Genomic DNA, 12,968 nt, shown 5'->3' on the forward strand with positions numbered 1-12,968 from the left:
GGCCGTTAAACCCCCCCCCCCCCCCCCCACCCACCCCCCCCCGCCCCCCGCCCTTTGGGGCGGGGCCCGCTTTCGCGTCGGGAGCCGTCAGCGGCGCGTGGTCCGCTTGGCGGCGGTGCGCTTGGCGGCGGTCTTCTTGGCCGGGGCCTTCTTGGCCGCCGTCTTCTTCGCGGTGGCCTTGGTAGCCGTCTTCTTGGCCGGGGCCGCCTTCTTGACCGTGGTCTTCTTCGCGGCCGCCGTGGTCTTCTTGGCGGCCGCCGTCTTCTTGACCGGTGCCTTCTTGGCGGCGGTCTTCTTCGCCGTCGTGGTCTTCTTGGCGGCGGCCGTCTTCTTGGCCGGCGCCTTCTTGGCGGCGGTCTTCTTGGCCGTCGTCTTCTTGGCGGCGGTCTTCTTGGCCGTCGTCTTCTTCGCCGCACCCGATACCGGCGCTGCGACACCACGTTTCACGGCCGGACCGGCCGCGGCGATCTTCTGCTTACCCGCAATGATCGCCTTGAACTGCGCGCCCGGCCGGAAAGCCGGCACCGAAGTGGGCTTCACCTTCACGGTTTCGCCGGTACGGGGGTTACGCGCCACCCGCGCCGCGCGCTTGCGCTGTTCGAACACACCGAATCCGGTGATGGTGACACTCTGACCCTTGTTCACCGCGCGCACGATCGTGTCGACAATCTGCTCGACTGCCGCAGTGGCCGTGCGCCTGTCAGTACCCAACTTTTCGGTCAGAACGTCGATCAGTTCCGCCTTGTTCATTGAATCCTCCGCAGACTAATGGCCCGTCGTCGGACCGACTAGGTACCACGGTAAACCCTCAATGGGCAAGAGTCTATGTGCCACGCCAAATTTCATGTGGCGTGGCACACGCACAGCAACCGTGATTGGTAGCTCCCAGCTAACACCCCGGACTGTTTACGCCTGCGAAATAGCGTCTGGAATGGTGGTGGGTTTCCATGCCGGCCTTGCCTTTTCGAAGGCACTGATGGCGTCTTCCCGCCGGAGTGTCAGTCCGATGTCGTCCAGGCCCTCCAGCAGGCGCCACCTGGTGTAGTCGTCAATATCGAAGGGCAACACGGTGGTTCCAGCGGCCACCGTGCGCGCCTCGAGATCGACCGTCAATTCCAGGCCGGGCTGTTCCTCGAGCAACTTCCAGAGCAATTCGACATCATGTTGTGACATCCGAGCCGCCACCAGACCGCCCTTGCCGGCGTTGCCGCGGAAGATGTCCGCGAAGCGCGACGAGATCACTACCCGGAAGCCGTAGTCCGTCAGCGCCCAAACGGCATGCTCGCGCGAGGAGCCCGTGCCGAAATCCGGACCCGCCACCAGGACAGATCCCCGGTTGTAGGGCTCGGTGTTCAAAATGAACGTCGGATCCGACCGCCACGCCGAGAACAGCCCGTCCTCGAATCCCGTTCGCGTGACCCGCTTCAGATAGACAGCCGGGATGATCTGGTCGGTGTCGACGTTGGATCGCCGCAGTGGCACGCCGATCCCCTTGTGTACCTTGATCGGTTCCATCAGTTCTCCTCCAAAGTCCGTGAAAATCGGCCGATCAGTTCAGATCCGCAGGTGAGGACAGCGTTCCGCGGACCGCGGTGGCCGCCGCGACCAGCGGCGAAACCAGGTGCGTCCGGCCGCCTTTGCCCTGTCTGCCCTCGAAGTTCCGGTTGGATGTCGAGGCGCAGCGCTGACCGGGGGAAAGCTGATCGGGATTCATTCCCAGGCACATCGAGCAGCCGGCCTGCCGCCATTCCGCGCCGGCCGCGGTGAAAATCTCGCCCAATCCCTCGGATTCGGCCTGCGCGCGCACCCGCATCGAACCCGGCACGATCAACATCCGGACACTGTCGGCGACCTTGCGACCTTGCAATACCTCGGCCACGGCGCGCAGATCCTCGATACGCCCGTTAGTGCACGAGCCGACGAATACCGTATCGACCTCGACCGCGCGAAGCGGAGTTCCGGGCTCCAAATCCATGTATCGCAGTGCCTTCTCGGCCGATTCCCGCGCCGTCTCGTCGGAGATATCGGCCGGATTCGGTACGGCGGCGCCCAGCGGCGCGCCCTGTCCGGGGTTGGTGCCCCAGGTGACGAACGGGGTCAGCGTCGAGGCGTCGATGTGTACCTCGGCGTCGAATTCGGCGCCCTCGTCGGTCTTCAGCGCCTCCCAGGCGGCGACCGCGGCGTCCCAGTCCGCGCCCTGCGGGGCGTGCGGGCGGCCCTTCAGGAATTCGTAGGTGATCTCGTCGGGAGCCACCATGCCCGCGCGGGCGCCGGCCTCGATGGACATGTTGCACATGGTCATCCGCGCCTCCATGGACATGGCCCGCACGGCCTCGCCCCGGTACTCCAGCACGTAGCCCTGACCGCCGCCGGTACCGATCTGCGTGATCACGGCCAGGATCACGTCCTTGCTCGTGACGCCGGGCGGCAGTTGCCCGTCGATGTTGACCGCCATGGTCTTGAACGGGCGCAGCGAGAGCGTCTGGGTGGCCAGCACGTGCTCGACCTCGCTGGTGCCGATGCCCATCGCGATCGCGCCGAACGCGCCGTGCGTGGAGGTGTGCGAATCACCGCACACCACGGTCATCCCCGGCTGGGTCAGACCCAGTTGCGGGCCGACCACGTGCACGATGCCCTGCTCGAGATCGCCCATGGGGTACAGCCGGACCCCGAACTCCGCGCAATTGCGCCGCAGCGTCTCGACCTGGGTGCGGGAAACCGGGTCCGCGATCGGCTTGTCGATGTCGACGGTCGGGACGTTGTGGTCCTCGGTGGCGATGGTGAGATCCGGTCGCCGGACCGGGCGGCCGGCCGCGCGCAGGCCGTCGAAGGCCTGCGGGCTGGTCACCTCGTGCACCAGGTGCAGGTCGATATAGATGAGATCCGGTTCGCGGGCATCGCCCTCCCCCGCGCCGTGCGCGACGACATGCTGCTCCCAGACCTTCTCCGCCAGAGTGCGTGGCCGCTCGGCCATCGTGGTTCACCTTTCTGTGTTCGATTGCGCCGGCTCCGCCGTCGCTGTCGTGGCCCTCGTGACCTCGGGCCTTCCCTCCTCCGCTCCGGCCGCGAGCGGCCTCCGCTCCGTCAGTCCAGGCCCGAGGCGGGCCGCGACCCACAGGCACACACAGCCCAGCGGCAGGAAGTTGACTATCTCAACATGCGAGACGTTAGTATCGTTCTATGAGACAGCATAGCGGTATCGGGGTGCTCGACAAAGCCATGGCCGTGCTCTACGCGGCGGCCGAGCAGCCCTGCGGCCTCAACGAGTTGTGCGCCCGTACCGGCCTGCCCCGCGCCACGGCGCACCGACTGGCCGTGGGGCTCGAGGTGCACCGCATGCTCGCCCGGGACGTCAACGGGTTGTGGCGGCCGGGCCCCGCGCTGTCGGAGCTGGCCAACGCCGCCGAGGACCCGCTGCTGGAGGCCGCCACGGCCATCCTGCCCCGGCTGCGCGAGATCACCGGGGAAAGTGTGCAGCTCTACCGTCTCGACGGCCACTCGCGCATCTGCCTCGCCGCCCTGGAACCGACGTCGGGCCTGCGCGACACCGTGCCGGTCGGCGCCCGCCTGCCGCTCACCGCGGGCTCGGCCGCAAAGGTTCTGCTGGCCTGGGCGGATCCGGAAATACAGCGCGGAGTACTGCTCGATGCCGTGTTCGGCGAGCGCGCGCTGGCCGAGGTGCGCCGCCGCGGCTGGGCGCAGAGCGCCGCCGAGCGAGCGGCCGGGGTGGCCAGCGTCTCGGCGCCCGTACGCGACTCGGCGGGCGCCGTGGTCGCCGCGGTGTCGGTATCGGGACCGATCGACCGGATGGGGCGGCGGCCCGGCGCACGATGGGCGGCGGACCTGGTGGCGGCGGCCGACGCCCTGCACAAGCGACTGTGAGCACCCGTGGCCCCGCGCGCACACGTGACGCAGGCCATACGCCGTAAAGTAGAGTCGGCCCATGGGAGCTAATCAACGCGCGCAGATCGTGATGTCCGACGCGGAGATCACCGATTTCCTGACGCACAGCCGCATCATCACGCTGGCCACGCTGGGCAAGTCGGGCCTGCCGCACCTGACCGCCATGTGGTACGGGCTGGTCGGCGGCGAGATCTGGTTCGAGACCAAGGCCAAGTCCCAGAAGGCCGTCAACATCCGCCGCGATCCGCGGGTGACGGTCCTCGTGGAGGCCGGCGACACCTACGACCAGCTGCGCGGGGTGTCGATCGAGGGGCGGGCGGAGATCGTCGACGACGCCGACGCGCTGTTCCGGGTCGGCGTGAGCGTGTGGGAGCGCTACACCGGCCCGTACAGCGAGGAGGTCCGCCCGATGGTGGAGGCGATGCTGAACAGGCGCGTGGCGATCCGGGTGGTGCCGGAGCGCACGCGCAGCTGGGATCACCGCAAGCTGGGGCTGCCCGAGCTGCCACCGGGCGGCAGCACCTGGCCGCGGGATTGAGCCGAGACGAGAAAACCCTCCAGCTCACGAGCTGGAGGGTTTCAGTAGCCCCGACGGGATTTGAACCCGCGCTACCGCCTTGAGAGGGCGGCGTCCTAGGCCGCTAGACGACGGGGCCAGGAGGATGGTCTCCGCGAACAGAGGCCTCCGCTGGGGTACCAGGACTCGAACCTAGAATGGCTGAACCAGAATCAGCTGTGTTGCCAATTACACCATACCCCAATGACCTGGGCTTTCAGCCAGCTCCCTGGCGGGGAGAGGACCTCGTTCCGGGCCGAGAGAAAGATTACCAAACCCCTCCCCGAAAACTACAAATCGACAGTTCAGAGGCCATTTTGCGGAGGGTTCCGGCGCACCGGGCCGGACGCGGCGGCCGCTCGGGACCGCCGCCGTGCCCGTGCCGCGCTATGCCGGGACGGCCGCGCGCAGCCGCCGCATCGTCGCCTCGCGCCCCAGCAACTCCAGCGACTCGTACAGCGGCGGGCTGATGTGCGATCCGGTCACCGCGACCCGCACCGGCGCGAACGCCTTGCGCGGTTTGAGGCCCAGATCGTCCACCAGCGCCGTTTTCAGCGCGCTTTCCAACTCCTCCGCGGTCCAGGCGGAAACGCCGTCCAGCGCGGCGATGGCGGCCCGCACGACCGGCGCCGCGTCGGGACCGAGATTCTTTTCCGCCGCGGCCGGGTCGACAGCGAACTCGTCTTCCGGCACGAACAGGAACTTCAGCAGCTCCCATGCGTCGCCGAGCACCACGATCCGGGTCTGCACCAACTCGGCCGCCGTTGCGAAAAGGGCCTCGTCCACTTCGGCGCCGATGTGGTTGTGCGCGGTCAGGTAGTCGCGCAGTCGACGAGCGAAATCACCGGGCTCCAGCAAACGAATGTGCTCGGCGTTGATCGCGTCCGCCTTCTTCTGGTCGAAGCGCGCCGGATTCGAATTTACTTTCGATATGTCGAAGGCCTCGACCATCTCCGTCATGGAGAAGACGTCGCGGTCGTCGGTGAGGCTCCAACCCAGCAATGCCAGGTAATTCAGCAAACCCTCCGGGATGAATCCGCGGTCGCGGTGGACGAACAGATTCGACTCGGGATCGCGCTTGGACAACTTCTTGTTGCCCTGCCCCATCACGAACGGCAGATGCCCGAACTGCGGAGTTAACTCGGCCACCCCGATCCGCTGTAGTGCCTCGTACAGCGCGATCTGCCGCGGAGTGGAGGAGAGAATGTCCTCGCCGCGCAACACATGGGTGATCTTCATCGACGCGTCGTCGACCGGATTCACCAGTGTGTAGAGCGGATCACCGGTCCCGCGGGTGAGCGCGAAATCGGGCACCGTGCCCGCCTTGAAGGTGGTTTCGCCGCGCACCAGATCGTTCCATGACAGGTCGTGGTCGGGCATGCGCAGCCTGACCACCGCCGGGCGGCCCTCCGCCTTGTGGGCGGCGATCTGCTCCGGCGTCAGGTCGCGGTCGAAGTTGTCGTACCCCAGCTTGGGATCGCGACCGGCGGCCCGGTGGCGCTCCTCGACTTCGGCTGGCGTGGAGAAGGATTCGTAGGCCTCCCCGGCCGCCAGCAAACGCCGCACCACATCGAGATGAATCTCACGTCGCAGCGACTGCCGGTACGGACCGTAGGGGCCGCCGACCTCCGGACCCTCGTCCCAGGTGAGCCCGAGCCAGCGCAGCGCGTCCAGCAGCGCGGCATAGGATTCCTCGGAATCGCGTGCGGCATCGGTGTCTTCGATGCGGAACACGAAGGCGCCGCCGTGGTGACGGGCGTACGCCCAGTTGAACAGCGCCGTCCGGATCAGGCCGACGTGCGGCGTGCCGGTCGGTGACGGGCAGAAACGGACCCGTACGTCAGACATGTTCCTTCTCTCGATCAACGTTTGGCGGCAACGGGATTGGTGAGGGTGCCGATGCCCTCGACCGTCACGGAGACGGTTTGCCCATCCTGCATCGGTCCTACACCTTCCGGTGTGCCGGTGAGGATCACGTCACCCGGCAGCAGCGTCATGACCGTGGTGACCCATTCGATCAGCTTCGGGATATCGTGCAGCAGAAGCGAAGTCCGGCTGCGCTGGCGCACCTCACCGTCGAGTTCCGTGGTGAGTTCCAGATCGGCCGGATCGAGGTCGGTCTCGATCCACGGCCCGAGCGGGCAGAAGGTGTCGTAGCCCTTGCCGCGCGTCCACTGCCCGTCCTGCCGTTGCTGATCGCGGGCCGTGACGTCGTTGGCGGCGGTGTAGCCGAGGATCACGTCCCGGGCGCGGGCGGCGGGCACGTCCTTGCACGGGCGGCCGATCACGATGGCGAGTTCGCCCTCGTAGTCGACCTGAGAGGAACTGGGCGGCAGCACAATCGGCACATTCGGGCCCACGATGGCGGTGTTCGGCTTGAGGAAGATCACCGGGTCCGCCGGGGCCTCGCCGCCCATCTCCCGCGCGTGCGCCGCGTAGTTCTTGCCGACGCACACCACCTTGCTGGCGAGAATCGGGGCCAGCAGCCGCACGTCGGCCACCGGCCAGCTGCGGCCGGTGAACGTCGGCGTGCCGAACGGGTGCTCGGCGATCTCCCTCGCCACCGCGTCCGAACTCGATCCCTCGATGCTGACGAACGCGACTCCATCGGGACTGGCAACTCGACCTAGGCGCATGGCTCGACAGTCTATCCACCTCGTGGTATGCGCCCGACCGGGTGGTCTGCCTCGGCGGCCGGAACCCGCCGACCGGCGACCGGGCCGGTGGATTCGGTTCCCCGTCGGGTGTACCGTGGCGGGGTGTTCACACAGTAAGACTGTGATCCCAATATGTGAGATTCCGAGGTGAAGGCATGACAACCGTGACCCCATTGCACGCGTCCCGGCGGTGGATCATGCTCGCCCTCGGGGTCTTCGCCCAGGGCTCCAGCGCGGTCATCGTGCATGGCACGCCGTTCCTGCTGCCGGAGCTGACCGACCGCGGAATGTCCTTGGCCACAGCGGGTCTGCTGGTGGCGATGCCGACCGTCGGGCTGGTGTGCACACTGATCGCCTGGGGGTACGCCGTCGACCGGTTCGGCGAGCGCACGGTGCTGGTGGCGGGGCCGGTGGTGATGTGCGTCGCGGGCGCGGCGGCCGCGACGGTCACGAACTACGTTGCGCTGGGGGCATTGTTGTTCGTGGCGGGGATGGGCGCGGGCGCCACGAACGGCGCCAGCGGCCGGGTGATCGTCGGCTGGTTCCCGCCGAATCAGCGCGGCCTGGCGATGGGCATCCGGCAGACGGCGCAGCCGCTGGGCGTCGCGATCGCGGCGCTGACGATCCCGGCCGTCGCTGCGGCGCACGGGTTTTCCGCCGCGATCCTGGTACCGGCGGCGATGGCGGGGCTGGCCGCGGTGGGCTGCGCGGCCGGGATCATCGACCCGCCGCGACCGGAGATATCCGGCGGGGAGCGGCCCGCCAATCCGTACCGCGGCGACACGACGCTGTGGCGGATCCACGCGGTCTCGGTGCTGCTGGTGATTCCGCAGGCCACCGTCTGGACCTTCGCGCTGCTGTGGCTGCACCGCGACGTCGGGCTGTCCCTGGCGGCGGCCGGTGTGCTGGTCACCGGCACTCAACTGCTGGGCGCGGCGGGCCGCATCGGCGCGGGAGTCTGGTCCGACCGGGTCGGCAGTCGCCTGCGCCCGCTGCGCACGGTGGCCGTCGCGGCCGCGATCTCCATGTGCGCGTTGGCGATCGCGTCCTGGCTGCACTGGTGGTGGGCGGCGATCCCGATCCTGGTGGCGGCCTCGGTCATCACCGTCGCCGACAACGGCCTGGCCTTCACCGCCGTCGCCGAGATCGCCGGCCCCTACTGGAGCGGCCGCGGCCTCGGCGTCCAGAACACCGGCCAAAACCTGGCCTCCGCCGCCATCGCCCCCTTGTTCGGCGCCCTGATCACCGCCGCCGGCTTCTCCGCCACCTACTTGGTCACCGCCGTAATAGCCACCGCCGCAATCCCATTGGTCCCCCTGGCGCGGCACGGCAAGGCCACCTGACACTACCCGGCGATCCGCACGAGCGCTTCGGCCGCGGCCGCACCCTCGGTCGGAGCACGGTCCGGCACGAACGTGCGTGCGGAATCCGGGCGTGAAGAGCGTTGCCGCCGAATCGATCCGGCGATAGTCATGGTGAACCCGCAAGTACGGCAACGCCACCGGGGCAGAGCAGCCCGGAACACCGCGACCGCGTGCGCATTCGGCGGTCCGCCTCGGTCCCGCCGCACATGGATCCGCCGCCTTCGATCACGAAGGCGGCGGATATCCCGGGCTCGATCGCCGGAAGACTCACACGGCGGCGGCGATGCGGTCGCCGATCGCCACGGTGGAGGCGGTGCCGGTGCGGGAGGCGAGGTCCTTGGCTACGGCGGATTCGATTCGGGTGGCCTCGTCGGTCTTACCGAGATGCGTCAGGAGCAGGGAGACCGAGAGGATGGCGGCGGTGGGGTCGGCCTTGGACTGGCCGGCGATGTCGGGGGCGCTGCCGTGCACCGGCTCGAACATGCTCGGGTTGGCGCCGGAGGCGTCGATATTGCCGGAGGCGGCCAGGCCGATGCCGCCGGATACCGCGGCGGCCAGGTCGGTGATGATGTCGCCGAACAGGTTGTCGGTGACGATCACGTCGAAGCGGCCCGGATCGTTGACCATGTGGATGGTCGCGGCGTCGATGTGCTGGTAGGCGACCTCGACCTCGGGGTATTCGGCGCCGACCTCGGTCACCGTGCGCTGCCACAGCGAACCGGCGAAGCTGAGCACGTTGGTCTTGTGCACCAGGGTCAGGTGCTTGCGCCGCTGCTGAGCCTTGGCGAAGGCGTAGCGGACCACGCGCTCGATGCCGAAGCGGGTATTGGTGCTGACCTCGGTGGCGACCTCGTGCGGAGTCGCCACGCGGATCGCGCCGCCGGTGCCGGTGTAGGGCCCCTCGGTGCCCTCGCGCACCACCACGAAGTCGATGTCCGGGTTACCCGACAGCGGGCTGGGCACGCCCGGATACAGCTTGGACGGCCGCAGATTCACGTGGTGGTCGAGCGCGAAGCGGGTGTGCAGCAGCAGACCGCGTTCGAGGACGCCGCTGGGCACGGACGGGTCGCCGATGGCGCCCAGCAGGATCGCGTCGTGCTGCTTCAGCTCGGGCAGCACATTCTCCGGCAGCACCTCGCCGGTCGCGTGATACCGCTTCGCGCCCAGGTCGTAGTGGGTCTTCTCGACGCCCGGCACGACCACGTCGAGCACCTTCAGCGCCTCCGCGATGACCTCGGGCCCGATTCCGTCACCGGGGATGACAGCCAGCTTCATATGACCAAGGCTCCGTTTCGTTTCGTGCGGCCGGGCTCACAAGCACCGACACCCTATCCGCTGCCTCGACCGAGGTGAATTCACTTCCGGCGCAAGGCGATACAGCATGGGTAGCCCGGCCGCAGACACCACCTTCGCAGGCGACGTCAGCGGCCGGACCATACCCACGACTAGCTCAGGTCCACCTGGACGACCCGGACCGCGCCCACGGCCTCGGCGATCGCGGCCCGGACGTCGGCGGGGACATCCTTGTTGACGCGCAGCACCACGGTGGCGCCCTCCTTGTCGACATCCTGGCTCAGCTGCGCGGCCTGAATGTCGATCGCGGCCTCGCCGAGCTCGGTGCCGATCCGGCCGAGCGCGCCCGGACGGTCGTCGTAGTTGAGCACCGCCAGGTTGAGGCCCTCGGCGCGCATGTCGTAGTTGCGGCCGTTGATGTTGACGATCTTCTGGACCTGCTGCGGCTCGGTCAGCGTGCCGGCCACGTTCAGGGTCGCGCCGTCACCGAACACCGCGCGCAGGTCGACCAGGCTGCGGTGCGACGGGCTCTCGGAGACGGTGGAGACCGACGCCTCGATACCGCGATCCTTCGCCAGCTGCGGCGCGTTGACGAAGGTGACCGGATCCTCCACCAGCGCGGAGAAGATGCCGCGCAGCGCCGAAAGCTCCAGCACCGCAACATCTTCCGAGGACAGCTCGCCGCGCACCACGACCTCCAGGCTGACCGGCAGCTCGCTGGCCAGCGCCCCCAGCAGCACGCCCTGCTTGCGCACGATCTCGAGCCACGGGGCGACCTCCTCGCCCACCGTGCCACCGGTCACGTTCACCGCGCCCGGTACGAACTCGCCCGCCAGCGCCAGCAGCACGGACTTGGCGACGTCGGTGCCCGCCCGGTCCTGCGCCTCGGAGGTGGACGCGCCCAGGTGCGGCGTGACGACCACCTGCGGCAGCTCGAACAGCGGGCTGTCGGTGCACGGCTCGGTCTCGTACACGTCGATGCCGGCGGCCCGCACGTGGCCCGAGGTGATGGCGTCGGCGAGGGCCTGCTCGTCGATGAGCCCGCCGCGCGCGGCGTTGACGATGATGACGCCCGGCTTGGTCAGCGCCAGTTTCTCCTTGGAGAACAGGCCCTTGGTCTCCGGCGTCTTGGGCAGATGCACCGAGATCAGGTCGGCGCGCTGCAGCAGTTCGTCCAGCGACACCAGCTCGATACCCAGCTGCGCGGCGCGCGCGGGCGACACGTAGGGGTCGTAGGCGATGATCTTGGTCTCGAACGCGGCCAGACGGGCGGCGAACAACTGGCCGATGCGGCCCAGGCCGACCACGCCGACGGTCTTGCCGAAGATCTCGACACCGTTGAACTTGCTGCGCTTCCAGGTGTGCTCGCGCAGGGTGGCGTCGGCGGCCGGAATCTGGCGCGCGGCGGACAGCAGCAGCGTGACGGCGTGCTCGGCGGCGGTGTGAATGTTCGAGGTGGGCGCGTTGACCACCATGACGCCGCGCTCGGTGGCCGCGGGCACGTCGACATTGTCGAGGCCGACACCGGCGCGGGCGACGATCTTCAGGTTCTTCCCGGCCTCCAGCACCTCGGCGTCGACGGTGGTGGCCGAGCGCACCAGCAGCGCGTCCGCGTCCGGCACAGCGGCCAGCAGCTCGGGCCGGTTCGGGCCGTCTACCCAGCGCACCTCGACACCGTCACCGAGCGCATCGACGGTCGACTGGGCGAGCTTGTCGGCGATCAGAACTACGGGACGGCCATGTTGGCTCACTGTGCGGCACTCCTGGGGAAAGGGGATCGGCATTTACCGCCGCCCAGCTTAATGGGCCGGTTTCCGGGGTCGGGTACCGCCCGGCAGGCAGGTGCCCTCAGTGCGCGCCCACGCCTCCGGCGGCGCGCATGTCCGCCGCGCGACCGGGACATGAACATGGTGAACCGGATTCGACACCCGCGTGAGAGTTGCGCGAAACCTCGGCCGAACCAGGCGTTTTCGCTGGATGAGGACCTTTCACGCCGTCATGGTGTGAGCATGGCCATCACCCGGCGCACCTGTTCGGCACTGTTGGTGACTTCCTTCGCGGCGCTCGTCACCGGCGCCACGCTGCCGCGGGCGGGCGCCGCCGCGGGCTCGGGCAAGGTGGCGGTGATCGGCATCGACGGGTGCCTGTACAGCGAGTTGCTCGCGGCCGTCACGCCGAATCTGCAGCGGCTGGCCGCCGAGGGCACGCTCAGCCGATACTCGATCGCGCCGCACACCACGGTGTCGTGCCCGTCCTGGTCGGCGGTGCTGACCGGGGTGTGGGACACCCGCACCGGTGTCTGCGACAACGGCGACAGCTGCGCCCCCGAACGCCTGAACCGCTTCCCGACGGTGTTCAACCGGATCAAGCGCGCGGCGCCGGACCGTCGGACGGCCTCGATCGCGACGTGGGACACCATCTCGATGATCGCCCGCCTGGGGCATCCGCACGCCGATATCGTGCTCACCACCGGCGCGAACCCGCTGGGCACCTACGGTTGCGAGGCCGATATCGACACCGCGACCGCGGCGGAGACGGTCCGCGCGATCGCCGACGGCACCGACTTCGTGTTCACCCATTTCGATCAGGTCGACATCGCCGGACACCGGCTACGAGCGAGCAATCCGCAGGCCTACCGCGACGCGATCAGCCGGGTCGACGTGCTGGTCGGCCGGATCGCCGACGCGGTGCGGTCGCGGTCGGCGGAGCATCCCGGTGAGCGGTGGACGATTCTGGTGACCACCGACCACGGGCACAAGCCCGAGGGCGGGCACGGCGGCCAGAGTGCCTACGAGACAGCGAGTTTCGTGGTCGCCTGGGGCCCCGACTTCCCGGCGGGCCGCGTGCACAACGGATACTCGCTGATCGACATCACCCCGACGGTGCTCGATCTGCTCGGCCTCCCTCCGGTCCCCGATCTGGACGGAAAGTCGTTGCGCGCGGGCGGTTCCGGCGATCCGTCCGCCCCACCGCCGCAGACGCCGGTGGTCGGACATCCGGCGGACCCTGCCACCACTCGCCTTGCGGCCCTGCCGTTTCCGGCGGACGCCGGCTGCAAGGTCGGCGCGGCACCGACCGGCGACTGACCCCGAACGCGCGAGGGGCCCCCCCCCGGATCCCCGGAGGCGGGGCCCGGGGAGAAGGCGGGGTTAGATTCAGCCAGCGGGAGGGGGAGGCGGCGCGGGTTGGGCGCCG

At 68.8% G+C, this 12,968-nt stretch carries 11 protein-coding genes and 2 tRNA genes; 4 read left to right on the forward strand and 9 right to left on the reverse strand.

The features are described 5' to 3' along the window. Positions 1 to 87 precede the first annotated feature (87 nt). From QH470_RS24730 to leuC, 3 genes are all read right to left on the reverse strand, one after another. Positions 88 to 750, reverse strand: a complete 663-nt coding sequence (locus QH470_RS24730; RefSeq protein ID WP_280274731.1) for an HU family DNA-binding protein — start codon at positions 748 to 750, stop codon at positions 88 to 90. Between the two features lie 156 nt (positions 751 to 906). Next, positions 907 to 1,515: a 3-isopropylmalate dehydratase small subunit gene (gene leuD, locus QH470_RS24735; protein ID WP_280274732.1), complete on the reverse strand. Its 609-nt coding sequence runs from the start codon at positions 1,513 to 1,515 to the stop codon at positions 907 to 909. Between the two features lie 34 nt (positions 1,516 to 1,549). Next, positions 1,550 to 2,974: a 3-isopropylmalate dehydratase large subunit gene (leuC, locus tag QH470_RS24740; protein WP_280274733.1), complete on the reverse strand. Its 1,425-nt coding sequence runs from the start codon at positions 2,972 to 2,974 to the stop codon at positions 1,550 to 1,552. Between the two features lie 206 nt (positions 2,975 to 3,180). Between leuC and QH470_RS24745 the strand changes: the two genes are divergently transcribed. Then, a complete protein-coding gene (locus QH470_RS24745) occupies positions 3,181 to 3,882 on the forward strand; it encodes an IclR family transcriptional regulator (protein ID WP_280274734.1) in 702 nt (233 codons plus the stop codon). 61 nt (positions 3,883 to 3,943) lie between these two features. Further along, positions 3,944 to 4,441, forward strand: coding sequence for a PPOX class F420-dependent oxidoreductase (locus tag QH470_RS24750; RefSeq protein ID WP_280274735.1), 498 nt, complete (start codon positions 3,944 to 3,946; stop codon positions 4,439 to 4,441). A gap of 45 nt (positions 4,442 to 4,486) precedes the next feature. Here QH470_RS24750 and QH470_RS24755 read toward each other — a convergent pair. From QH470_RS24755 to QH470_RS24770, 4 genes are all read right to left on the reverse strand, one after another. Next, a tRNA-Glu gene (locus tag QH470_RS24755) sits at positions 4,487 to 4,559 on the reverse strand. Between the two features lie 32 nt (positions 4,560 to 4,591). Next, positions 4,592 to 4,663 (reverse strand) — tRNA-Gln (locus QH470_RS24760). Positions 4,664 to 4,846: 183 nt separating this feature from the next. Continuing rightward, a complete protein-coding gene (gltX, locus tag QH470_RS24765) occupies positions 4,847 to 6,307 on the reverse strand; it encodes a glutamate--tRNA ligase (protein ID WP_280274736.1) in 1,461 nt (486 codons plus the stop codon). A 14-nt stretch (positions 6,308 to 6,321) separates the two neighbouring features. Next, positions 6,322 to 7,095: a fumarylacetoacetate hydrolase family protein gene (locus tag QH470_RS24770; protein WP_280274737.1), complete on the reverse strand. Its 774-nt coding sequence runs from the start codon at positions 7,093 to 7,095 to the stop codon at positions 6,322 to 6,324. Between the two features lie 176 nt (positions 7,096 to 7,271). Between QH470_RS24770 and QH470_RS24775 the strand changes: the two genes are divergently transcribed. Beyond that, a complete protein-coding gene (locus tag QH470_RS24775) occupies positions 7,272 to 8,459 on the forward strand; it encodes an MFS transporter (RefSeq protein WP_280274738.1) in 1,188 nt (395 codons plus the stop codon). A 288-nt stretch (positions 8,460 to 8,747) separates the two neighbouring features. Here the strand turns inward: QH470_RS24775 and QH470_RS24780 are convergent, their stop codons facing one another. Further along, on the reverse strand, positions 8,748 to 9,755 hold the full coding sequence (locus QH470_RS24780; RefSeq protein WP_280274739.1) for a 3-isopropylmalate dehydrogenase: 1,008 nt from the start codon (positions 9,753 to 9,755) through the stop codon (positions 8,748 to 8,750). A gap of 170 nt (positions 9,756 to 9,925) precedes the next feature. Further along, a complete protein-coding gene (gene serA, locus QH470_RS24785; protein ID WP_280274740.1) occupies positions 9,926 to 11,524 on the reverse strand; it encodes a phosphoglycerate dehydrogenase in 1,599 nt (532 codons plus the stop codon). Positions 11,525 to 11,782: 258 nt separating this feature from the next. Here serA and QH470_RS24790 point away from each other — a divergent pair, with 258 nt between their 5' ends. Beyond that, positions 11,783 to 12,859: an alkaline phosphatase family protein gene (locus tag QH470_RS24790; RefSeq protein WP_280274741.1), complete on the forward strand. Its 1,077-nt coding sequence runs from the start codon at positions 11,783 to 11,785 to the stop codon at positions 12,857 to 12,859. Positions 12,860 to 12,968 lie beyond the last annotated feature (109 nt).

Origin of the sequence: Nocardia wallacei (assembly GCF_029868745.1) — a bacterium.
GTDB lineage: Bacteria > Actinomycetota > Actinomycetes > Mycobacteriales > Mycobacteriaceae > Nocardia > Nocardia wallacei_B.

Bases quoted from the DNA above. Each gene is read 5' to 3' on its own strand.
- QH470_RS24745 (WP_280274734.1), top strand. From the start codon at position 3,181: ATGAGACAGCATAGCGGTATCGGGGTGCTCGACAAAGCCATGGCCGTG.
- gltX (WP_280274736.1), bottom strand. From the start codon at position 6,307: ATGTCTGACGTACGGGTCCGTTTCTGCCCGTCACCGACCGGCACGCCG.
- QH470_RS24780 (WP_280274739.1), bottom strand. From the start codon at position 9,755: ATGAAGCTGGCTGTCATCCCCGGTGACGGAATCGGGCCCGAGGTCATC.
- QH470_RS24770 (WP_280274737.1), bottom strand. From the start codon at position 7,095: ATGCGCCTAGGTCGAGTTGCCAGTCCCGATGGAGTCGCGTTCGTCAGC.
- leuC (WP_280274733.1), bottom strand. From the start codon at position 2,974: ATGGCCGAGCGGCCACGCACTCTGGCGGAGAAGGTCTGGGAGCAGCAT.
- QH470_RS24775 (WP_280274738.1), top strand. From the start codon at position 7,272: ATGACAACCGTGACCCCATTGCACGCGTCCCGGCGGTGGATCATGCTC.
- leuD (WP_280274732.1), bottom strand. From the start codon at position 1,515: ATGGAACCGATCAAGGTACACAAGGGGATCGGCGTGCCACTGCGGCGA.
- QH470_RS24790 (WP_280274741.1), top strand. From the start codon at position 11,783: ATGGCCATCACCCGGCGCACCTGTTCGGCACTGTTGGTGACTTCCTTC.
- QH470_RS24750 (WP_280274735.1), top strand. From the start codon at position 3,944: ATGGGAGCTAATCAACGCGCGCAGATCGTGATGTCCGACGCGGAGATC.
- QH470_RS24730 (WP_280274731.1), bottom strand. From the start codon at position 750: ATGAACAAGGCGGAACTGATCGACGTTCTGACCGAAAAGTTGGGTACT.